Origin of the sequence: Gordoniibacillus kamchatkensis, from assembly GCF_000829455.1 — a bacterium.
In the GTDB taxonomy this organism is placed as follows: Bacteria; Bacillota; Bacilli; order Paenibacillales; family NBRC-103111; genus Gordoniibacillus; species Gordoniibacillus kamchatkensis.
Window position 1 is genome coordinate 46,987 of record NZ_JXAK01000037.1, and the last position, 20,952, is coordinate 67,938.

Here is a 20,952-nt window from a genome sequence, read left to right on the forward strand (position 1 = left end):
GCTCCTTCGCGTCATTTTGTGTTGGACAGGGCTTTTGCGGCGGCATTTTGCGCTTGTCGCATTGCTATCGGTTTTGCCGTCCCCTTTGCGTCTATGCGCCGGATGGGGCGTTGCAGCCGCTCCCCGCCTACCGTTTTAAATCGGCTTCACGAGCGGCGCCGCCCCGTTCGGCGATCCGCTTCAACGCGCGGTTGCGGTCTTCAACGAAGCGTCTCATATACTTCGCCAAAACGAGCCGCTCGGCAGCCAAGCCGAGCAGACCGAACGGCGCTGCGAATTGCAGCGTGTCGGTCATCCGCGTTACGCCGCCCACGGCCTGGAACTCGTGGGTGTGCTGCATCGATTTGAATGCGCCGCGCAGCATCCGGTCTACAAACACATACGGTCTCTCCATCTGCACAATCTCGGAAGTCAATCTTTGTCTGACCAGAAAATGCGTCGCCTCGAATGTTACGGTCTCGCCTGCAAGTATCAAGCCACTCGTCACGCCGGCGACCGCCTTCTCCCGCGTGTGCTTCCATACCGTCGCGGAATGTATATCGATATCCCGCGCCAGGTCGAAGCAAAGCTCGATCGGCGCAGCGATGTCGATTTGTGTTTGCACCGTGATCAATTTCGCTCCCCGCTCTCCCGCCGCTGGCGGCCGCTTCCCGTTATATTTGTATCCAATACCGGCATTTCCCGTCCATGACGTCCTCCAGGCGCCCGCCACAGCCCTCGATAATACGCCGCGACGCCGTGTTGTCCTCGTTGCACGTCAGCAGGACGTCGGAAAGCCCAAGATGCTTCGCTTCCTTCACCAGCTCTTGCAGCAGCAGTTTGCCGTAGCCCTTCTGCCGCTCTGTCGGGCGGATCACGTATCCGATATGGCCTCCCTCCAGCCGCAGCTTATCGTTCAGCCGATGTCTCAGTTTTCCGTAGCCGACAGGAAGGCCGCCAACATACAGCCAGTAGACCGTCTGCGGCACAAGGTGCGGCGCCAAATCGTCGCCTTGCGACATGGCAAGGTTGCGGTCAAGCGCCGCTTGAAACTCGGCCTCGCCACTCGTGTAAAAGCCGTTTCCAAAGCCGTTCTCCCTGGGCCCAATCTCCAGCACCATGTCCCGAATGTCTTGGCCCTCCCGGGCATTCAACCGGCGAAGCTCGATAGTCGTCATTGGCCCCTTCCCCTCCGGTTGGATAAAAAGCCCTGATCATCGCGCACGATGTCCGGGCTTACCTTTACCGATACTGTATCATATTTCCAGTTATTTGAACATCGTCACTTTCGTTACAGCTTCGTTTCCCATGCGGTAAAATAGCGGGTATCGACCGGTATCGTCCGCTGCGCAAGCCATTCCACGGCCTGCATGACCAAGGGGGACGAGTTGTCCCATGCGAAACGGTCCGCATCCAGCCACTCGGCCCCGCTCGAGTCGTCCACATTCGGCGAAAACCGGACGTCCCCCGATATATACTCCACCTCGTAAAAAATGGCGATATGATGGCTATGTGTATGGGAATACCGCTCGCGCGTCCATGGTACGACAAAGTCGCGCGTCCCGATGTGACCGATAATACGCACGGAAACGCCGGTTTCCTCCAAAATCTCCCGATGCAGGGCAGCGGGCAGCGGCTCGTTCGGTTCAATGCTGCCGCCGGGCAGATCGTATCGGGAGTTGTAGGGGCCGCCGTTCTTATGTATGACCAGCAGCTTACTATCCTTAACGCAAATACCGTAGACGCCGAGTTGTCTGTGCCATGCTACGTTCTCTTGCAATCCATCCACTCCCCGCGGTCCCGCAGCGCATGCACCGATTGCCGCAGCGCCTCGGCAGTTTTCACTTCAATAATAACGCCTAAGTCAAGGTCGCGCGCCAAGCGGAGCCGGTCCCCGATCGGCACATTGCCAGTATATAGCGGTTGATGATCCGACGCGGCGCTGCAGTCGTGCAGATGCATGTGGCGAATGCGATCTCGATAAGCGAGCAGAACCGGCTCCTCCGCAAAACCGGCTTTGGCATCGTGGCCAACATCCCAGGTCAGGCGAAACGCCGTATACGATTGCAGCCGCTCAAGCGCAGAGCGAACGAACGGCAGGTGAAAATTGTATGTATTCTCAATGCACAGCTGCAGCTGAAGCGACTCGGCCAGCGCATACAGTTCGGAATAACTTTCATCGAGCGCACTCACAAACTCGGATTCATACCGCTCGTTGATCCACACTTTGCGCTTGGGAAGAGTAAAATAAATACCCGGGTTCAGGTGCATATTGAGCACAGTCACGCCCACCGCGGCTGCCCAGGCCATCGACTCTTTGCAGCGTTCGATATGCCCCTTCCGTATCGAAGGGTGAAACGAAGACAAGTCCAGTTCCTCCGGCAAATGGATCGTAAACCCGATGCCGCTGTCCTGCGCCCACGCCCTCAATCGCTTTGCATCGAGGCGTTCGGGGGTGAAGATCGGGAGATTCATGTTCAGTTCTATAAAATGAAGACCCAGCTCGCGGCATAGGCCCACATTTTGCTCCAGACTTCCGAATTCGATCAATGTCGGCATTCCCAGCTTCATATAGGGCCAAGCCCCCATCGCGTTCCGCCGCTACGCAAATACTACCTCCTGCTCCGTCCATTCGGTATTTTTGTACGCTGCCGCGATGCCGTGCTGGCGGATTAACGTTTTGGCTACATGCTTCACTCTTAACGCCGCTGCAAATTCGTGCTCGAACGGCGAAGGCTCGACCGCGATGCGCTTCTCGTCCAGCCAACGCGCTACGAGCGGCTTCCCCTCATCCGGGTTAAAAAGCTCCGATCTCGGAAAGCCGGAAACGTACCACGGAAATTCGTCCGCTTTCGCCGCACCGGGCCGGTTAAAGCATACATAAAGAGACATGTCGTCGCACAGCTGCAGCAGCCGCAAGTGCTTCATCACCGTATCCTCGTCGATATGGCGATATTCGTCCCGGATGGCCGCTTGTCTCGCCAGCTCATGGCGGTAAAATTCCACGCATTCCGGCTGCGTGCTGGTTCGAAAAATGTCGAAAGACGAATAGTGCAGGCTGCACAGCAAGGCGGCATACCGGTTCATTTGCTGCACCTCGTCAATGCCTTGCCGGTATAAAATCAGCTTCGGCAGCAGCGGGTAATCGGGAAACAACGCCGGTCCGACGGCGCGATCGTTCCAGATCGGAGTGTCGTCCATCCGAATCCAGCCTCTGTCATGCTCGCAAACGGCGAACACCACGTCGTCCCGGTAACTGTCGTGGGCGAATAAATGGCGGCGCAAATGTTGCGCCAGGCTCCCTGAAAGCAAAGCATGATCGTGCTGCGCCACCATTACAAATGATGCTCCGTCTCGCGAACTATCATAGGCTCCTCTCCTTAGCTGCCGGTTGTCAGCGGCAGGGACATTTGGATTCCGGCGATCGCGTTATGATGGCAGTCTTCCGCCACCTTCATGTCGAACGGTCTAAAACCATGCTTGTAGTAAAACAATAGAGCCCTCGTGTTCGTATTGTGGCAAACAAGCTTCAGCTCCATGGCGTTATGCTCGTCTGCCGCTCTCCGCTTCATTGTCTCCAGCAAAAACGAGCCTATGCCGCTTCTTCTGAACTTCGGATTTACAATTACGTTGCCAAGCCAGCAGTCGTGCCCGGCACGCACATCGTAGAAATTGGCGTAGGCTGCCAGCTCGCCGCCGATCGTGATGACGGTAGGCGACCATCGCTCGGTGGCGACCTTTTCCAGCTGCTCCGGCCTGGGAGGATATTCGCCTTTCGGAAACATGAAAAAGAACTCTTCCCGGCTTTGCGGAAAAGCCGCAATCGCGGCAAAGTCCGCGGGGATTGTGTTCCGGTACTGCAACATCAACATCTGACAGTTCACCGCCTGTTTGGGTTCATTTCGCAGTTTCGAATCATGCATCATGATTAGATCCCCTGTCCGCCTGTCAACTCCCTTCGCTCCGCCGCGCGGATCGATCCATATCGGTTCGATCCATTGATCGCCCAAGTCGCAGAAAAAGCGCTCCCCCCGCTCGTTAATCGCCACAACCGCGACATGGGCTTTCGGGGTGCATAGATCGTGGCCTATGGCGTAAGCGGTTATGCCTTCGCGTTTATATTCCTCAATTAGCCACAGCGCCAAATCAAAGCAATTGCCGGAAGTCCCGTATTGCAGGCGGTGCTCCTTCATCTGCGCAACGCTTCTTTGCCTGGGTTCGGGGGAACAGGAGAAACACCAAGCTTTCGTTAACGTTTCCATCGGGTGATGGTCAAACAGCCGCCACACTTTCAAAATCTCCCCGGTAGCTCTCACCGCTTCCTCCTCGCACGCGAAGTCAGTCTTATACGACTTCCGCTAACGGTACCGCTACGAAATCGCGCTCATGCGCTGCCGCACCACGCGGACCAATCGCTCCTCTTCTTCGGCGTCCGGCCGTTCCGCCAAGCGCGCGGCGGCTACCGGCAAGATCCACCGTTCCATTTCGTCATACCGCATTCCCGACAGCTGCAAGTACTGCTTGATGTAGCCGTTTAAGAGCCGGCTGCGAAGCAGCTCGATGATGCCCCTGACCATCTTTGGAGTGCCGGAGGGCATCGTCCCGAAGCGCACCAAAACGACGGATCTCGCCACATCCCCCGCAGGGGAACCGGACATCCCCGTCATCCAGTCGATGATCCAGCGCTTCTCCCCGATCAGCACGTTGTCGGGGTGAAAATCGCCGTGGCACAGCGCATCTCCTTCAGGAAGCTGCTGCAGATAGTGAAGGAGCGCGTCCTTCTCCGCAGCGGTGAGCGGCTGAGCCGCCCTGATGGCGTCCGCCAGCACTTGCTTTTGCTGCCTGAATGCTCCCGCCGCTCGATGGGCATGTACGTCATAATGCAATGCGGCGAGCGTTCCGGCATGCTTGCGAATCGCCCAAGGCGTACGTATCATGGCGTTCAGCAGCGGCGCTCCATGAATGCGTTGAAAGACGACGCCGTGCCGATTGCCGATGGCTACGATTTCATGCGCTTGCGGCGTATCGATGCCGAGCGAACAGACGAGCTGGCTCATGCGCAGCTCATGACGAATGGCGTCCTCGGGATACCCGTCCCGATACAGCTTAACAATCGTATCTTGTCCATATTCGAATATTTCGGCGGTTTTGCCCCGCCCGATCAGTTTCATCGGCTTCATCCCCGCATCGGCAGATTAGCATGAGCTTCCAAACTTATAATGCCGTAAAGCGAATATTGATGTCGTTATGCGACTTCAGCACTTCCGATATTTCATCCTTCATCTTGGAGTCTTCGGTAATTTTCCACGAAGCGGAGATCTTGCGCGCTACTTCTTCTCTCAGCTTCTCGTACTTGTCTTTCTTCTTTTTATACTCCTTGGATAAAGACCCTGTATATATAAAGGAGGACGCCGACAGCACGAGGAAAATCCCGGCCGCCCTGCTCGAGCCGAAGTAATCCATGACGCCGAAAATGTTGGCATGCGACATTGCGCTAATTTTCAGCAGCCAAAAAACGACCATCGTCGTAATAAAGCAATTGATCACGCCCAAACAGATCAGCCTCGTCTTCAGCTGCTCCTTCTTGTCTTTTCTTTTCACCAATTCCTTTAGCAATACTTTCGTATCTTCGGCTACCTTCAAACTGTCGATCCATTGATTCGTATTGAACATACGCATCTCACCTCAATTGATGTGTATGCTTGTATGCCCGTTTCTTGCAACCAAATTCACGGCAGCTGGCTTGACGGCATTTTCTTCCGGTACGCCTCGAGAAACTCCTTACAGCCCCGGCCGAGCGGCTCCGGCAACCGATCCAATGGGAAAAACCTGACGTCGTTCGACTCCGAGTCGTCGGCCTTGAGAGTCCCTTCATATTGCGTAGTTGCATATAAGGCGGTTGCCGAGTACAACTCGTCCCCGTTGCGTAATTTCAAGTAGTACTTCGACCCGGAAAATACATCGACCAGCGCAAGCTCCCCCAGACGCAGCCCGGTTTCCTCCGCTACTTCTCTGCGGGCCGTCTCCTCGAACGATTCGCCCAAATCCATCAGCCCGCCCGGCAGACCCCAAGTGCCGTCTTTCCGCTCCTGCAGCAGCACTTCGCCGTCCGCATTCACAATGATGACGACAGCGCCCGGCAAAATGATCGGCCTATGCCCGACGTATTTTCTTAGTTCCTTATAATATTCCATGACAATCTCCTTCCCGCCCGAGCCGCGTTTATTTCATGAGTTCGCGAACCCAGGCGTAGCAGCTTTCCAGTTGTTCGTCCGTTACGAGGTCCGAGCGATGTTCGAATACGATTTTCACCCCCGGGCTTCGTTCCTTGACGATGCGCAAATACCGTTCGACCGGCGCCCAGCCGTCCGCAGGATCGAACCTGGGCAGCGCCGGATAATGGTTCATCCGCACTTCGCCGCCCTGCACTTGCACGTTCCACAAATGAACGGAGTCCGCGAAGCGCCCGTACGTCTCCAGCACGCGTTCGGCATCGAAATGCGGATCAAGGCATTGCTGCAAATGGAGCCGGCCGGTGTCAAGGCACAGCCTGATCCGGCTATATTTTTGCAGCAGCCGCTCGAGGAAATCATGCCCGTACACGTACCGGTTTAAAGCGTCAAACTCCAAAATGGGGGTAAACCGGTGCGCCTCGCCTTTCGCCGACAGCCATGCAAACAGCTCTTCGGTGAGCTCCTGCAGAAGCTCAAGCGGATAGCCGCTTTCCGGCACGTGCTCGCTCGGATCGGCGAACCGCCACAGGCTCCAATCGACGCGGTCGTCCATGATGACCGGCTTTGGGTAGTGAAACAGCACGTACTCCGGGCCGAGCGAGGCTATATTTTCGAGCTCCTGCCGCATGTAAGCGTAAGCCTCCCCGCGCACCGCGCCGTCCCGGGCCAGAAACAAAGCGTCCCGCACTTTGGAGCGCCCGGCGCGCAGGGGAAAATGTACGCCGATCCGGAACCCGCCGCTGCGCGCAGCTGCCGCGAGCCGCCCGACGTCGTCCTCGCTGCCAAATAGACAAGCTTCGATCCCGTAAAAGCCGCCGCGCCAGTCCCGGGCGAACTTGCTCTCGTCGAAGCCGCCGTACATGCCAATCAGAAACCGGCCGCCGTCTCTCATACGTTGTCCTATCCCTCTCCCTCTGCCTTAGCCGCAAACTCGAAGCGATGAATCCCGAACGCGCGAAAATGGGGCCTCTCCTTCAAAATCGCGTTGCGCAGCGGGTGCAGGCTCGGCGCAAAGCGCAGCTCCGTTCCGGTCGCCAAAATCCGCTCAATCAGCCCGACCAGAGCGGCCACCTCCAGCGGCACAACGGTCCGTTCCGCAACTCCCTTCGCAACTGTACTTGAACAGTTCGCCCGCCGCCCACTTTTTTCCTGCCCGTGGCTGCAAAATGGAGCGCACGGACGGGAAATCTTTATTTTCTGTTAAGGATGTTCATAAAAGTTTAAGTTACGGGAACAGTCCAATCGTGCTATCATAACAATGGTTCTACCGACCGTGCGGCATTAATTTCATGGACAGAAGGGACGAGCGCTGTGGCTAAACTATATTTTCGCTACGGGACGATGAACAGCGGAAAGTCGATCGAAGTTCTGCGCGTCGCGCACAATTACGAGGAACAGGGCAAAAAGGTGCTGCTGTTTACCCCGGTCGTCGACGTTCGTTACGGCATCGGCACGGTGGCGTCGCGCATCGGGATGAAGAGGGAAGCTGCTGTCGTGACTGACGATACGGACATGTTCGCCATCGCCGAGGAAGAGCGGCCTAACGCCATATTGGTCGACGAAGCCCAATTCCTGCGCGAGAAACAAACGAAACAGCTCGTCGACATCGTCGATATGCTCGATATTCCGGTCATGGCCTACGGGCTGCGGGCCGACTTCCGGGGACAGCTGTTCGAGGGCAGCTACCATTTATTGGCTCTTGCTGATACAATAGAAGAGATCAAAACCGTATGCTGGTACTGTGACAAAAAAGCGATCATGAATATGCGCTGCAAAGACGGAGTGCCCGTTTTCGAGGGCGAGCAAATTCAAATCGGCGGCAACGAAAGCTACATTCCGGTGTGCCGCAAATGCTACGCGGCGAAACGAAAACAAGCCGAAGCTGCGACTGATTAAGCTGCCGCAATACAGGAAACAATATTGGTAATTATGTGAAATGCTTGCTGTGTCGGACACTCGCGTATCAGATTCCCCGGATGAGAGAAAGGTGAGAGGTCTTGCGCAAAAAACGGATTTTGCTCCTGTCCGAAGGTTTCGGTGCCGGACATACTCAAGCGGCGCACGCCTTGTCCGTGCTGCTGAAACAAAATTCGTCGAACATTGTGACGAGAGTGATGGAGCTCGCGACATTCCAGCATCCGACGGTTTCGTCGTGGATATTGACCGCGTACCGGAAAACCGTCACGTCGCAGCCAAGACTGTGGGGCATGCTGTACAAATCGTACCGTAAAAAGTCGCTTAGCCGCTTCACCCAGCTCGCATTGCACCGGCTGTTTTATTCGCAAACGAAACAGATTATCGAACGATTCCGGCCGGATCTGATCGTGTGTACGCATCCTTTTCCCAATATGGTCGTGTCGCGGCTGAAGCGCGCCGGCCTCCATGTGCCGCTGTTCACCGTCATTACCGACTACGACGCGCACGGCACGTGGATCGATTCTCAGGTGGACAAATACCTTGTTTCGACGCATGAAGTGAAGCAGCGGCTCGTGCAGAAGGGCGTCAGCCAGGAACGGATCGAGGTGACAGGCATCCCCGTCCACCCCGCTTTTTGCGCCAATACAGCAAGGAGGAAATCCGCACCCAGTACGGGCTGCGGGCGATGCCGACGGTGCTCATTATGGGCGGCGGCTGGGGACTGCTGAAAAATGACGAGGTTCTCGAGCGCCTCTCCACCTGGAGAGAGCATATCCAGCTCATCATCTGCTGCGGCAGCAACGAAAAAGCGCGGCAACGGCTGCTCGAAGGGCCGGCGTTCCGGCATCCGAACGTGCACGTGCTCGGGTTCACGAAAGAGATCGACAAGCTGATGGACGTAGCCGATCTGCTCATTACGAAGCCCGGCGGCATTACGTGTACGGAAGGAATGGCCAAAGGGCTGCCGATGCTGTTTTACAACCCGATTCCGGGGCAAGAGGAAGAAAATATCCAGTACTTCACCGAGCATGGCTACGGCCAGCAAATTACGTCGCTGGACATGATCGACCGCTGGATGGAAGCGCTGCTGACACGGTATCCGGAGCTGGCGAGCCGGCGGCGGACGATCCAGCACCGTTTTCAGAGCAACCCGCTCGACTGCTCGCAAGCCATTATGCAATATTTACAGTAACCGGTGCGGCGTGAAGCTGCACGGCTGTACATAGGAGAAGACACCGCCTCATAGGATGATACCATCCTAATGAGGCGGTGTTTTGCGTATGGAGCGACTGGGCAACGGGTGGCGGACGGCGATTTTCGTCTATTTGCTCTTCTGGTTCGTCGGCAGCTTCTGGATTATCGCTGCCGTTCGCAGCGGCCATTTTCAAGGCAGACTGCTCGGCGTCGACCTGGAGCTGTTCCGCGATTACCTCTATTACGGCTTCTCCGGGGCCATCGGCGGGAGCCTGTACGGGCTGCGCGCCTTCCACCAGCATTACAACGAGTTGACGCAGCAGTTCGTTTATTGGTACTTGATGCGGCCTGTGCTTTGCGTCGGCTGTGCAGTCATGACGGTCATTTTGTTCGACAGCGGTATCCTGCTGCTGCAGCTCGGCGCTTCGCCGGAGGCGAAAATCAGCGTCGCGTTCTTGACGGGCTTCGGCTACGGGAAGTTTATGGAGAAAATGAAGGCGCTCACCGAGACGCTGTTCAGCGGGGAGCCGCCACGCGACGGCGGGACAGGCGGCGGGATAGGCGGGGACCGGGGCGGGGCAGGCGGCGGCTCGGGCAGAGGCTGAGGTGGCTTCGGTGGCGTTCGGGTGGGGCGGGTAGGGCTGGCGCTTCGGTGGTGGTTCGGGTGGGGCGGGTGGAGCCGGCGCTTCGGTGGCGGTTCGGCGGGGTAGTGGGCTGGTCATCAACCATGGTGTACGGCAGCCGCCACGAACGATTAAAGGCATGTGCATTGCCCGAGCGGTTCAAAAATGGTCACGGTTCCAGGCTTAGCGGAACTCTGTTCCGTTAAGCCTGGAACTCCGAGGAAAATAGCGCATGTTAGAGGAACACTGTTCCGTTATTAGCAGCAAATTGCCTGTCCGAAGCCGATTTGCGGGCAAATAGCGGAATCCTCTTCCGCTATTTCTGGGCAATATCGGGAAATACCGCTGTTAACGGAACGGAGATCCGCTAACGAATAAGCTCGCACAGCTTGCAGTTTATGATAGAGGCCCTGAAATGTGTTTTTTTAAGCGTCCGTGTTGATGCTCGTATAAATTTACGGCTGCTTCTTGATCCAGACCTTTGCATAATGGACCCAACCGTATGCGTTAAGCTCCACATCGTGCAGCTCCGGCGGGAATTGCGCCGACTGTTCCCAGCGATATAGCGGTTGCAACAGGCCGGCTTGTTGCAGGGCAACGTCGAAATCAAGCAAAATGCGCCGGCGCGACAAACGGTCTTGCCTCGCTTGCATAGCTGCACGTAGTGCTTCAAAGCGCTCCGGCAAGGCTCGGGCAAGCTTCCCGAGCGGATGGCGGGCGTCGCCGTACAGCTGCAGCAGCATGCCCTCGGGTTCGTCCGGCAAAGGCTGCTCCCACAGCCACAGATCGGCTTCCCCGCCGTGCACGGACTCCAGATACGCCTCGTAAGGAACGATGACCGGCTCGAGCCGAAAGCCGCAGGCTTCGGCCGCGGCAGCGAGCCAGGCGGCATCCTTTTCGTTGCCTGCGCCTTCGTAGGTGTGAAGCGTGAGACGAACACCGCGAAGGCCGGTGCGGGCTATGGCCGCCGCAGCACTAGGGGCAGCCGCAAGCAGCGGCTCGAAGGCGCCGGCGGTGCACAGCGCCGCCGCATGGCGGTGGCCGCCGAGCTGTTCGATCATGCGCTCGCGCGGAAACGCCGCCAGCAGGCGCAGCCTGTCGGCTTGAAGGCGCAAAGCGGGCCGGTGCGGGTTGAGCGCGAGCAGCTTACCGCCGAGATCGGCACGGCGAATGAAGCGGCGCTCACCGTCACCGCCGGCGGCGGTGTGCGGGTATGCGAGCAGCGGAAATTCGGCCAGTCTGGTGGCGGCTCCGTCCCGCTGTGCGCGTTCGTGATATACGTCGGGAAGCGTCCAAATTTCCAAACGGTCCAGCAGAGGCCGGCCGCGCACGGCCGCATCGAACGCTTCGAGGGCGAGGAGCTGCCCGTCGCGGCGCACGACGCGAAACGGTCCGGTGCCTGAGGGCGCGGCGGCAGGACCGCTTCGGCTGCGGTCCGCTATGTATGCCTTCGGCGCAGCCAGAAGGCTTAGAAGCCCTGGTGCCGGTTCGCGAAGCCTGATCTCAAGCGTGTAGTCGCCGAGCGGAAGCAGCGCCTCGAGATCGGTGCCGAGACCGCCGGAGGATTCAGGAGCGAGGCTGCCGAGACCGGCGGCATAGGCGAGCGAAGCTGCGGCGGCGCTGGCGTTGAAAGGGCGTCCGTTATGGAAACGGATGCCCTTGCGCAAGTAGAAGCGCCACAGACGGGCGTCATCGCTTTCGTCCCAATGATGCGCGAGTGCCGGCTCGAAGTTATCGGAAGCCGGATTGTATCGGACAAGCGGATCGTACAACTGCTCCGCAAGGTGCAGCTCGGTGCGGCGCGTCGCATGCGCCGGATCGAGCGACGAAATGTCCCGGTATACGGGTACCCGCAGCGTATCGGCCCCTCCCTGAACCGTTCCGTCCCGCGGCACCCCGGGAGCCGGGCTTAAAAGCGCGGCCAGCAGCAGGTCGCGCTCCTCTTCTCCGAGTTCCGTTGAACGCAGCAGCTCAGCGGCCGGGAGCGGATCCCCGGCGGCGCAGCGCGCGGCGGCCTGCTCGACGCGGATGCGGCGAGGGCTGGCCAGCAGCGCGATGCGAGAGCGGTGCCCCCTGCCTTTGCCCGGCTCGCGGCGAATCCAGCCGGCCTGCTCCCATTTGCGCAGCAGCAGCTTGACGTTGCGTTCCGAGCAGCGCAGCATGGCGGCCGCTTCCCCGATCGACAGCTCGAAGCCAGGGGCATCGTCCGGACGCCGCTCCCCATGAAGCAGCTTGCGGTAAACAAGCGAATAGTGCTCGTCAACTTTCATGCGATTCGCTCCATCCCGATAAAAGGTGTAGCAATTTTACCGGGTATTCTACACTTTTTGTTCCCCTTTTACAAGCTACAATGAGGGTAACGTTATCCGCCGAGAGAGGACGTGCCCGCCTTATGATTCAACGTCTACACTCCAATACTCCCCTTTCCGTCGCCCGGTTCGTGCAGCGGCTGCTTGCGGCCGTTTCACCCGCCGCCGGCGTCGCCGGACAGCAACGACCGCCCCGCATCGTCGTGCAGCTCGCTCTCATTACCGCCGTATGCGTAATGGGCGATGCGATGCTATACGTGGTGCTTCCTGTTTATCCCAGCTTCTTCGGCATTGCCGAGTTTTGGCAAATCGGCGTGCTGCTTTCCGTCAATCGGCTCGTGCGGCTGCCGCTAGGCCCGTTGGTCGGTTGGATGTACCACCGTCTGCCGATGCGCTCTCTGCTGCTCACTGCCATTGTAATTGCGGGAGCGACTACTCTCTCCTACGCGCTGGCAAAAGGCTTCTGGCCGCTGCTGGCAGCCCGCGCCTTATGGGGAGCGGCGTGGTCGCTGCTGCGTCTCGGCGGTTACTTGTCCGTGCTGGATGCCGCTACGGACAACAACCGCGGCCGTCTGCTCGGTGCCTACAACGGCCTCTGGGGGCTCGGCAGCCTCGTCGGCCTGCTCGCCGGCGGCGCGGTCGCCGACCGGCTTGGCCCTGCCGCTGTGGCGCTTGCGCTCGGTGCGCTCACGTTCGGCTGTGCCCCGCTCGCCGCTCTTGCCCTGCGGTCCTTGAAGGCTGCACCCGCATGTCTTCCCGGTAAGCGTGCTTCTGAACCCATATCCGCCGAGGTCTCGGCCTTTTCGGGGACGTCTGTACGCGTGGCCCCCGGTCCCGGTTTGGCTGCTCCTGTCACCTGTCCCGCCACCACTGCCTCAGCTTCAGCTGCGTCCAAGCCCGACTCGGCGGCATCGGCCTCCGCCTGCGTCCCGTCGGCCCTTTCATCCGGCTCCGGAACGTCTGCTTCCGTCCTCGCTTCGGCTGAGCTGATCACCGCCCCGGCTGCGTCCGCCGCCATGCCTGCGGCCGCGCCGGCCACTGCCGTCACGGCTGCGCCCGAGGCCCCCGCCACCGCGGCGCGGCCGCGCGTCCGCGCCGCGTTCCCGCCTCGGACGTGGCTCGTCCTCGGCTCGGGCGGGCTCGTCGCCTTCGTCTTCTTCGGCGTCCTCGCCGCAACGCTCAGCCGGCTGCTGGGCACGCTGCCGGCCGGCGCCGCCCTCGGCGCAGCACGATCGCCGGCGCGGTCCAGGCGCTGCGCTCCGCCTGTCGCCGTGGCTCTCGCCTCGGCTCGGCGCGGCGGCGGACGGCGTGCGCGGCCGCCGCGCCGTTTTCGTACCGGCGCTTGCGCTCTCGGCCGCTGCTTGCGCCTTGCTGCCGCTGCCTGCGCCGGCAGCCGTCACGTTGGCGCTGCTTCTGGCGCTGCAGCTCGCCAATACCGCCGCCGTCACGCTGATGGATGCGCTCGCCGCCGATGAAGCGGTCCGCGGCCCCGCCTCTAAAGTTTCCGTCATGGCCTCGTACACGGTCTCCTTCGACCTCGGGGCGGCGCTAGGTCCTCTGGCTGCCTACGCTGTGCTCAGCTATATGCCTGTGGGCGGCTTGTACTTCGCCGTCGGCGCGCTGCTTGCGCTGCTTGCTGCCGGTTGGGCCATCCCCGCCGCCAAAACAAAATGGCATGTTCGCTGACAACCTCGAATACAATCGAACCTAGGAGGGACCTATCCAAGCAGAGAGGAGATCTTATGAAGCAACGTTGGTGGAGGAAGAAGCTGACTTTGATGCTCATCGCCGGCGCCAATCGAAGAATCGTAAGACTCAAGCTGCCGGAAATCAGTCTCCTTGCGATGCCGACGGCGGCTCTTGCCATCGCGGCCGGTACGTCGCTGGCGTTCGTGATGCTGCACGACCGCTATGAGGCGGACCGCACCGCGATGCAGACGAAGTTCGACGGAACCGAGCAGCAGCTGCAAGTAACGATCGCGGATAAGGATGCGGAGCTCTCGCTGCTGCAGACGAGCTTGATCGAACTCACCCGTCAGTCCGAACAGTTCAAGGCGAAGGTCAACGAAATTAAGCAACTGAAGCAAGTGTTGGCCGTGATGACGGACGTCGGCGGTACGCCGTCTGGCGGCGCAACCGTTCCGGCAACCGACGGCGGCAGCCCGTCGTCCGCCGGGCCGATGGGCGGCAGCGGCGAGCCGCCGTCTGCCGCGGAGGTCGCCCGCACGATAGCCGAGACGAGGCAGAGCTTGTCTTCTATGCTTGAGGAAATGAACGGGCTCATGACGAGCCTGAACGAATCGGAAGCGAAGCTCAGCGAAGCCGAGCACGTGCGAAGCATTACGCCAACGCTGTGGCCGACGCCCTCGCACCTGGTCACGTCCGGCTTCGGCATTCGCGTCGATCCGTTCACGGAAAAACCGGCGATGCATACGGGCATCGACTTCGCCGGCGCGCCGAACGATCCGGTCTACGCTGCCGCCGAAGGCAAAGTAACGAAGGCAAGCTTTGACGGCGAGCACGGGAACTACATCGTCATCGGGCACGGCAGAGGACTTGAGACGGAGTATTTGCACATGAACAGGCTGCTCGTCAAATCGGGACAGACGGTCAAGAAAGGGCAGCAAATCGGCCTTATGGGCTCGACGGGGCGCAGCACCGGCACCCATCTCCATTACGAAGTGCACAAAAACGGCGTTCCTATCGATCCCAGGCCGTATTTGATCACTAACCGAAAGGAGGACGAGAAACCATGATGGGTTCGAAAAAAAAGCATGATTTCTCCGCAACGGATACCGTCATCGGAGAAGGCACGCTATGCGAAGGGAAAATCGTATCGGATGCAAGCATCCGGGTCGAAGGCCACCTGGAAGGGGACATCGAGTGCGGCGGCGATATTACCGTCGGCGAGAACGCCGACGTTCACGCTTCGATTACGGCGCGGGACGTCATCATCGCCGGAAAGGTGCGCGGCAACGTTACCTGCAAAGGCAAGCTCACCGTGCTTGCGTCAGGGCAGCTGTTCGGCAACATTGACGCGAGATCGTTCGTCATTGTCGAAGGCGGCATTTTTCAAGGCACCAGCCTGATGAAGCCGCTGGCTCCGGCCGCAGAGCCGGTGCACAATAACAACAAAGTGATCGACGCCAAAGCGCATAAGCAAAATAAAGAGGCCGCAGCGGCTGCCGGCCACGGCTGATGCGGCTGCGGCGCGGGCTGCAGCCCCTCCTTACCTTGAGGCAAGGCGCACTTGTGCTGAGCGCCGCGCAGGCATGGCGATATTCGCGTCGAGCGCCGCACAAGCAAGATGGCGTTCGTGCCAGGCGCCTTCGGTCAAGGCGGCGTTCGCCGTCGAACGCCGTGCAGGCAATCCGCTCCCGCGCCGGGCCTCACAGCCGAGCCGCGCTCGCGCCTGGACGCACAGGCAAGCCGCGCAAGCCGCTTATTCCATGCACAGCCGGTCCCTCCAACCGGATCTCGCCTCATCCCGCACGCACCGAACGTTTGCCAGGCCTTCACAAGTTCGTGCGGACACGGCCGCATCGCGATAAATGTTCAGCCGTCATCCGCCTGCGGGCGGGCCGGCGCCGGACTCCTCCGGCATCGGCCCGCCCGTCTTTTTTTGCCGCCCCCCTTGCTTCCCGAGAGATTTATGTACCTTCTCCAACCAACTTAAGGTAAAATAGGAACAATTCAAAAAAAACGTTCCCGCAATCAGAGGAGTGAGCGAGGCCAGATTAGGGGCACGCCTCGCAATAACCGGCCAACGTGTATCCCGCCGAGACAGATTACATTCGCTGGCTAACCCGCAGCTTTTCTTGCCAGCGATAACGGAACTTGGTTCCGTTCAGACTGCCCGAGAAAGGCGGATCGAGCGGTTCCCGCCGCTTATTCGATTCACGGGAACACGAGTGTGGGCGATGCCGGAGACCCGCATGAGATCCGCAGCGCAGCCATCCTTTCTTGGTCGACCGGAACGGAACGCTGTTCCGTTATTGCACGGGCAGAGGGCTACCGGATACAACTTAACGGAACTTCTTTCCGTTATCGTTCCGGGACAAGAGCGATTCTCGCCTAAAATGCCGGGATAACGTACTCTCGTTCCGTTATTTTGGGGAAATACCCGGGAAATAAGCAAATAACGGAACAAATTTCCGCTAACCGAAAGGAAGGGGGCTTTCGCCTTACCGGCGCGTTGTGCGGAACCGGGCTGCGCCATCCGTTTCCCGACGAAATATAAGCTTAAACTGAAAAAGGACTGATACCCCTATGCGTACTTACGAAGCCGTCGTTGAAGCCGTACTCGCCACGGAGCAAATACAATCGTTCGTCACCTCGCGTCGCCCCGAGCTCGACATCGATCTTGGCGGCATCCCCGGCGACCGCCATTACGGGCTGCTGCGGGCCGCCGACTCGCGGCAGCGCTTTTACCGGCGCGGCACGATGATCGCGAACCGCCGGCAGCTCAGCCTGCTCGCCGCCGAGGAATGCGACGTCGTCGCCTCCGCGCTCGGCGTGCCGGAGCTGCGTCCGGAGTGGCTCGGCGCGAACGTGCTGCTGCGCGGCTACCCGTCTCTGACGATGCTGCCGCAGGGCGCCCGGCTCATTTTTGCCAGCGGCGCGGGCCTGATCGGCGAAGGCGAGAACGAGCCGTGCATCGGGCCGGGACAGGTCATCGCCGAAGCGTACGGGCGCCCCGAACTGGCGCGGCGCTTCGTCAAAGCCGCCATGCAGAAACGCGGCATCGTCGCATCCGTCGAGCTGCCAGGCACGATTCGCGAAGGCGACCGCGTCACGATAATGATCCCTTAAAAGGAGCTCAGTTGCATCCGTGGCCAAACCAAAAATCGAAGAAATTCAATATTTGCGGGCATTCGCTTTCCTTGCCGTCGTCGTTCAGCATTCGATCGGCCATTATTTCGCCGTACCCGAGGCGTCGCTGGCGGACGGCGTCCTGATGGGGCTCATTTTGCTGCTGGCGAAGTTCGCCGTCCCGCTGTTTATTTTCATTACAGGCTTAGTGCTGTTTTACAACTACGATAGCGGCGTGCGCTTCGTCCCGTTTGTGCGAAAGCGGTGCAAAGACATTTTGCTGCCGTATTTGCCGTGGGCGATTTTGTACGCCGTAATGTTCCACCACCTGGACGCAACCTGGACGTCGATCCGCCAGTTCGCGCTCGATGTCGTAACCGGCACGGCATCTTACCATCTGTGGTACATCGTCATGATTTTTCAATTTTACTTGCTGTTCCCTTTGCTGCAGCGGGCGATCGTCCGTGCCGACCGCGGCGCCGGCCGGGCGGGCTTTGTGCTGCTCGCACTCTTGGGTCTGTTCTACATCTGGTACATCGCTGTACACGGGACGCTGAGCGACGCCGTCGGGCGGCTAAACATTCCGGTGCTGTCCGATTTGTTCACGACCTACGACGACCGCAACGCGCTGCACTTCTTCTATTACTTTTTGCTCGGCGCGGCAGCGGGACTGCATCTGGAACGCTGGAAAACGTTCCTGACCGCCTATCGCGTCCATATTCGCATCGGCTACGGCATCGTCATCGGCATACTGCTGTACGTGACGGTTGCCAAGTTCCAGCTCGCGCCGCAGCTGAAAATCCAGTACAACACGACGTTGCTGCTCCAGCCGCTGATGGCGCTGTTCCTCATCGTTTCCGTCGTTGCGATGCATGCGGAGTCGTTGGCATTCGCGGCCGGCAAGGCCCCTCGCCGCTTGCGCGAGGCGCTTGACCGCATCGGCTCGCTTTCCTACGTCGCCTATTTGGCGCATGCGCTTGTGCTCAATTTTGCCGTATGGGCGGCGGACGGGATAATGCCCGGTGGAAACGTTACGCTGCGCATGCTGGCAGCCTCGATCTTGTGCGCTGCAGGCGCGGTAGCACTCGCCTTCGTCCTGCGCAGGGTCAAGCTCCTCCTATCGCACAAGAAGCAGCAGCAAACATGAACAAGCAACAACCGGCGCAAAAAGCTCCCGGCCGTCCGCTATGCGGAACAGAGGCCGAGAGCTTTTTTTCCTGCCAAAAGTTATTTCCCGTTCTTAACATCGCCCAACAATGTCAAATCGACGAACTTGCTCAGGTCGAGCTGCTCTTTCTTCACGTCTTTAATGTAGCCGGCGTCGATCGACACTTTCGCCATCTCCTCGATCGCCTCCTTGCTCACGTCGGACGTGACGCTGAAGTGGGAGACGGCCGCTTTGATCAAGGCCAGATCCATCCCTTTGCCGCTCAGCTCCTGCAGCTCCTTGTTGATGAGCGGGTATGCCTGGTCCGGATTTTTCTTGATGAAATCGATCGCGTCCTGGTTCGCCTTGATCGCGCCTTTGACGGCGTTCGGATACTTCTTGATAAAATCGTCGGAAGCGGTCAAAATCGTCAGCGGATAGTCGCCGTTGTTCGGCGGGATTTTGTTCCAGTCGACGAGAATCGTCGCGATGCCTTCCTGCGCCATCTGCGTGCCCCACGGCTCCGGAATGAGCGTCGCGTCCACTTCTTTCTGGCGGATGGCAATGAGCGTATCGGCCGGAGCGCGCGCGATAATTTGCACCTGCCTTTGTCCTGGCCGACCTTGAGGCCTTCCTGCTGCAGCAGCAGGCGCAGCGAAATTTCGTTCGTGCTGCCCTTCGTCGGAATCGCGACTGTTTTACCCGCTAAATCTTTCACGCTGTTAATTCCCGCATCTTTGCGCACGGCGAGCACCGCCCCGCCGTTGGCGGAGCCGGATACGACGCGGAAGTTTTTGCTTTTCAAATATTGGTTCGTGGCCGGACCCGGGCCGACATAGCCGAGATCGATCTGGCCGGTCGCCAGCGCCGTGGAGAAGTCGGAGCCGTTGTCGAAGGCGGTCACTTCGATTTTGACGTTGTCGCCCCAATATTTTTTAAAGTAGCCGTTCTGCAGCGCTACGTAGCCGGCCGCATGCGTCACGTTCTTGAAAATGCCCAGCTTCACGGTAGCCGGAGCCGCCGCTGAAGAACCGGACGCCGCGCTTCCGGCAGCCGCGCCTTCGTCCTTCTTCCCGCAGGCGCTTGCCACGATTGCGACTAGCAGCAGGGCTGCCAGCAAAATGGATGCTTTTCTCATACGAATGACCCCCAGTAAGTCGAATTGTTATGATTTGCCTGCCGTCGCCAAGCCGTAGCGAACGAGCAGCTTATCTTCCATCCGTTTAAAGAAATACGCGTCGGAAATCGTGCCGAGCACGGCGATAATAATTACGATACACAGCATCGTCGCCGTATCGCCGAGGTTGCGCCCGTCCTGGAGCAGCTGCCCGAGTCCCGCCCCTTTGGCGATCAGCTCGCCGGCGACGAGCGCCCGCCACGCGAACGCCCAGGCGACGCGGAGGCCTGTCATCATATGCGGGAACGCCGCAGGCACCATGACTTGAAAAAACATGCGCGCCCCCGTTCCCGTCCCCATCGTTTGCGCCGCCCGCAAGTAGATCGGCGGAATGTTTTTGATGCCGGTGCGGCTCGAGAGCGCCATCGTCCACGTTGCGCCGAGCGTCGTAATGAAGATGACGGCGACGTCGTTCAGCCCGAACCAGATGATTGCAAACGGCAGCCACGCGATGCTGGGAACCGTCTGCAGTGCTACGACGATAAAGCCGATCGTGTCGTCCACGAGCCGGTAGCGTGCGAAAAGGAAGCCGAGCGTCGTGCCGACGACGATCGAGATGACGAACGAGATGAGCAGCCGGCGAATGCTGCCGAGCGTGGCCGCAAGCAGATTGCCGTCCATCAGCCCGTCGCGGAACGCATGCAGCGTCTGCAGCACGGACGGGAACTTCCAGCCCCAGTCGAAAATTCTAAATCCCGCCTCCCAAGCTATCAGCAGAACGATTAGAAAGATCGTTCTTCTTAATGCTGTACTCATCGCCCATCTCCTCCTTTACCACTTTCTCAAGCTCGTCCGCCAGCGCCTCCATGACCGCCTGCTCCACATGGTGCAGCACGGAGTCGGCGGCATCGCGCGGACGCGCCGCCTTCACCGCAAATTCCTTCTTGATGCGTCCGGGGCGCGTCGACATGACGAGCACGCGATCCGAGAGGATCACCGCTTCGCGGATGTTGTGCGTAATGAAGAGGATCGTCTTGCGCGTCTTCATCCAAATTTCTTCAAGCTCCTTGTGAAGAATGAGCCTGGTCTGCTCGTCGAGCGCAGCGAACGGTTCGTCCATGAGCAGAATGTCCGGATCCATTGCCAACGCCCGGGCGATTGCCGCACGCTGCTTCATCCCGCCGGACAGCTCATGCGGATAGCGGTCGGCGAACTTGGACAGATGCACAGTGCGGATCTGCTCCATCGCCCGCTCGTTGCGCTCCTTTTTGCCGACGCCTTTCTGCTTCAGCCCGAAGGCGACGTTCTCAAGCACCGTCAGCCACGGGAACAACGCATGCTCTTGAAAAACGACCACCCGGTCCGGCCCAGGGCCCGTTACCGGCTGCCCGTTCACTTGTACGGAGCCTTGCGTCGTGCGCTCGAAGCCCGCCACGAGGTTCAGCAGCGTCGACTTGCCGCACCCGGATGGCCCGAGCAGCGATACGAATTCGCCGCGCCCGATCGTCAGCGTCACGTCGTCGATCGCGGTAAAGCCACCGCCGGTGCGCTGCTCGAACGTTTTGCTTGCGTGCTGGATTTCAATCATGTTGCCGATCCACCTCATTCCGCCGAAACACTG

General features: G+C 59.4%; 24 protein-coding genes and 1 pseudogene. 9 read left to right on the forward strand and 16 right to left on the reverse strand.

Annotated features, from left to right (window positions below; translation table 11 throughout):
- Window positions 1-127: 127 nt before the first annotated feature.
- From SD70_RS19975 to SD70_RS39880, 11 genes are all read right to left on the reverse strand, one after another.
- Complete coding sequence (locus SD70_RS19975) at window positions 128-604, reverse strand: SRPBCC family protein (protein WP_331436822.1); 477 nt, start codon at window positions 602-604, stop codon at window positions 128-130.
- Between the two features lie 49 nt (window positions 605-653).
- Window positions 654-1,157, reverse strand: coding sequence for a GNAT family N-acetyltransferase (locus SD70_RS19980; RefSeq protein ID WP_041049274.1), 504 nt, complete (start codon window positions 1,155-1,157; stop codon window positions 654-656).
- A gap of 113 nt (window positions 1,158-1,270) precedes the next feature.
- Window positions 1,271-1,759 (reverse strand): NUDIX hydrolase, encoded by a 489-nt coding sequence (locus SD70_RS19985; protein WP_041049275.1) that lies wholly within the window; start codon window positions 1,757-1,759, stop codon window positions 1,271-1,273.
- Window positions 1,744-2,550, reverse strand: a complete 807-nt coding sequence (locus tag SD70_RS19990) for a sugar phosphate isomerase/epimerase family protein (protein WP_197081092.1) — start codon at window positions 2,548-2,550, stop codon at window positions 1,744-1,746. The genes SD70_RS19985 and SD70_RS19990 overlap by 16 nt, the downstream gene beginning before the upstream one ends.
- Before the next feature lie 30 nt (window positions 2,551-2,580).
- On the reverse strand, window positions 2,581-3,315 hold the full coding sequence (locus SD70_RS19995) for a DUF3891 family protein (RefSeq protein WP_041049276.1): 735 nt from the start codon (window positions 3,313-3,315) through the stop codon (window positions 2,581-2,583).
- A 44-nt stretch (window positions 3,316-3,359) separates the two neighbouring features.
- Window positions 3,360-4,295 (reverse strand): GNAT family N-acetyltransferase, encoded by a 936-nt coding sequence (locus SD70_RS33700; RefSeq protein WP_052487678.1) that lies wholly within the window; start codon window positions 4,293-4,295, stop codon window positions 3,360-3,362.
- Window positions 4,296-4,349: 54 nt separating this feature from the next.
- Window positions 4,350-5,150: an aminoglycoside phosphotransferase family protein gene (locus SD70_RS20010; RefSeq protein ID WP_041049302.1), complete on the reverse strand. Its 801-nt coding sequence runs from the start codon at window positions 5,148-5,150 to the stop codon at window positions 4,350-4,352.
- Between the two features lie 43 nt (window positions 5,151-5,193).
- Window positions 5,194-5,652 carry a DUF2663 family protein gene (locus SD70_RS20015; RefSeq protein WP_041049277.1) on the reverse strand — a complete coding sequence of 153 codons (459 nt, stop codon included), beginning with the start codon at window positions 5,650-5,652 and terminating at the stop codon, window positions 5,194-5,196.
- A gap of 56 nt (window positions 5,653-5,708) precedes the next feature.
- Entirely contained in the window at window positions 5,709-6,173 is a 465-nt protein-coding gene (locus tag SD70_RS20020) for an NUDIX hydrolase (protein WP_041049278.1), read from the reverse strand.
- A gap of 28 nt (window positions 6,174-6,201) precedes the next feature.
- Window positions 6,202-7,104 (reverse strand): TIM barrel protein, encoded by a 903-nt coding sequence (locus SD70_RS20025; RefSeq protein WP_041049279.1) that lies wholly within the window; start codon window positions 7,102-7,104, stop codon window positions 6,202-6,204.
- Window positions 7,105-7,112: 8 nt separating this feature from the next.
- Window positions 7,113-7,406, reverse strand: coding sequence for a DUF6886 family protein (locus SD70_RS39880; RefSeq protein ID WP_331436823.1), 294 nt, complete (start codon window positions 7,404-7,406; stop codon window positions 7,113-7,115).
- A 117-nt stretch (window positions 7,407-7,523) separates the two neighbouring features.
- On the opposite strand from SD70_RS39880, the gene SD70_RS20035 reads away from it, so the two are divergent.
- The 3 genes and pseudogenes from SD70_RS20035 to SD70_RS20045 all read left to right on the forward strand — a co-directional run bounded on the left by SD70_RS20035 (window position 7,524) and on the right by SD70_RS20045 (window position 9,928).
- Complete coding sequence (locus SD70_RS20035) at window positions 7,524-8,108, forward strand: thymidine kinase (protein ID WP_041049281.1); 585 nt, start codon at window positions 7,524-7,526, stop codon at window positions 8,106-8,108.
- A 101-nt stretch (window positions 8,109-8,209) separates the two neighbouring features.
- Window positions 8,210-9,321 (forward strand): annotated as a pseudogene (locus SD70_RS20040) (MGDG synthase family glycosyltransferase).
- Between the two features lie 88 nt (window positions 9,322-9,409).
- On the forward strand, window positions 9,410-9,928 hold the full coding sequence (locus tag SD70_RS20045) for a hypothetical protein (RefSeq protein ID WP_052487679.1): 519 nt from the start codon (window positions 9,410-9,412) through the stop codon (window positions 9,926-9,928).
- A gap of 473 nt (window positions 9,929-10,401) precedes the next feature.
- Here SD70_RS20045 and SD70_RS20050 read toward each other — a convergent pair whose 3' ends face one another.
- Entirely contained in the window at window positions 10,402-12,216 is a 1,815-nt protein-coding gene (locus SD70_RS20050; protein ID WP_041049282.1) for an ABC transporter substrate-binding protein, read from the reverse strand.
- A 122-nt stretch (window positions 12,217-12,338) separates the two neighbouring features.
- On the opposite strand from SD70_RS20050, the gene SD70_RS33705 reads away from it, so the two are divergent.
- The 6 genes from SD70_RS33705 (at window position 12,339) to SD70_RS20080 (ending at window position 18,214) form a co-directional block, all read left to right on the forward strand.
- Entirely contained in the window at window positions 12,339-13,730 is a 1,392-nt protein-coding gene (locus SD70_RS33705; protein WP_052487680.1) for an MFS transporter, read from the forward strand.
- Entirely contained in the window at window positions 13,657-13,941 is a 285-nt protein-coding gene (locus SD70_RS20060; protein WP_156158108.1) for a hypothetical protein, read from the forward strand. The genes SD70_RS33705 and SD70_RS20060 overlap by 74 nt, the downstream gene beginning before the upstream one ends.
- A 56-nt stretch (window positions 13,942-13,997) precedes the next feature.
- Window positions 13,998-15,011 carry a M23 family metallopeptidase gene (locus tag SD70_RS20065; RefSeq protein ID WP_041049284.1) on the forward strand — a complete coding sequence of 338 codons (1,014 nt, stop codon included), beginning with the start codon at window positions 13,998-14,000 and terminating at the stop codon, window positions 15,009-15,011.
- Window positions 15,008-15,454, forward strand: coding sequence for a bactofilin family protein (locus tag SD70_RS20070; protein ID WP_041049285.1), 447 nt, complete (start codon window positions 15,008-15,010; stop codon window positions 15,452-15,454). Before SD70_RS20065 ends, SD70_RS20070 begins: the two co-directional genes overlap by 4 nt.
- A gap of 1,070 nt (window positions 15,455-16,524) precedes the next feature.
- Entirely contained in the window at window positions 16,525-17,067 is a 543-nt protein-coding gene (locus SD70_RS20075; RefSeq protein ID WP_041049286.1) for an MOSC domain-containing protein, read from the forward strand.
- A gap of 19 nt (window positions 17,068-17,086) precedes the next feature.
- A complete protein-coding gene (locus SD70_RS20080; protein WP_052487681.1) occupies window positions 17,087-18,214 on the forward strand; it encodes an acyltransferase in 1,128 nt (375 codons plus the stop codon).
- Window positions 18,215-18,294: 80 nt separating this feature from the next.
- On the opposite strand, the gene SD70_RS39330 is transcribed toward SD70_RS20080, so the two are convergent.
- Genes SD70_RS39330 through SD70_RS20095 form a run of 4 tightly spaced genes read right to left on the reverse strand, consistent with a single transcriptional unit; the run spans window position 18,295 to window position 20,919 of the window.
- Window positions 18,295-18,759, reverse strand: a complete 465-nt coding sequence (locus SD70_RS39330) for an ABC transporter substrate-binding protein (protein WP_394297989.1) — start codon at window positions 18,757-18,759, stop codon at window positions 18,295-18,297.
- The gene (locus SD70_RS39335; protein ID WP_394297990.1) at window positions 18,645-19,352 is read right to left on the reverse strand and encodes an ABC transporter substrate-binding protein; all 708 of its coding nucleotides are present in this window, start codon (window positions 19,350-19,352) and stop codon (window positions 18,645-18,647) included. The genes SD70_RS39330 and SD70_RS39335 overlap by 115 nt, the downstream gene beginning before the upstream one ends.
- 27 nt (window positions 19,353-19,379) lie before the next feature.
- On the reverse strand, window positions 19,380-20,147 hold the full coding sequence (locus SD70_RS20090; protein ID WP_231571333.1) for an ABC transporter permease: 768 nt from the start codon (window positions 20,145-20,147) through the stop codon (window positions 19,380-19,382).
- Window positions 20,080-20,919: an ABC transporter ATP-binding protein gene (locus SD70_RS20095; RefSeq protein WP_041049287.1), complete on the reverse strand. Its 840-nt coding sequence runs from the start codon at window positions 20,917-20,919 to the stop codon at window positions 20,080-20,082. Before SD70_RS20095 ends, SD70_RS20090 begins: the two co-directional genes overlap by 68 nt.
- Between the last annotated feature and the right edge of the window lie 33 nt (window positions 20,920-20,952).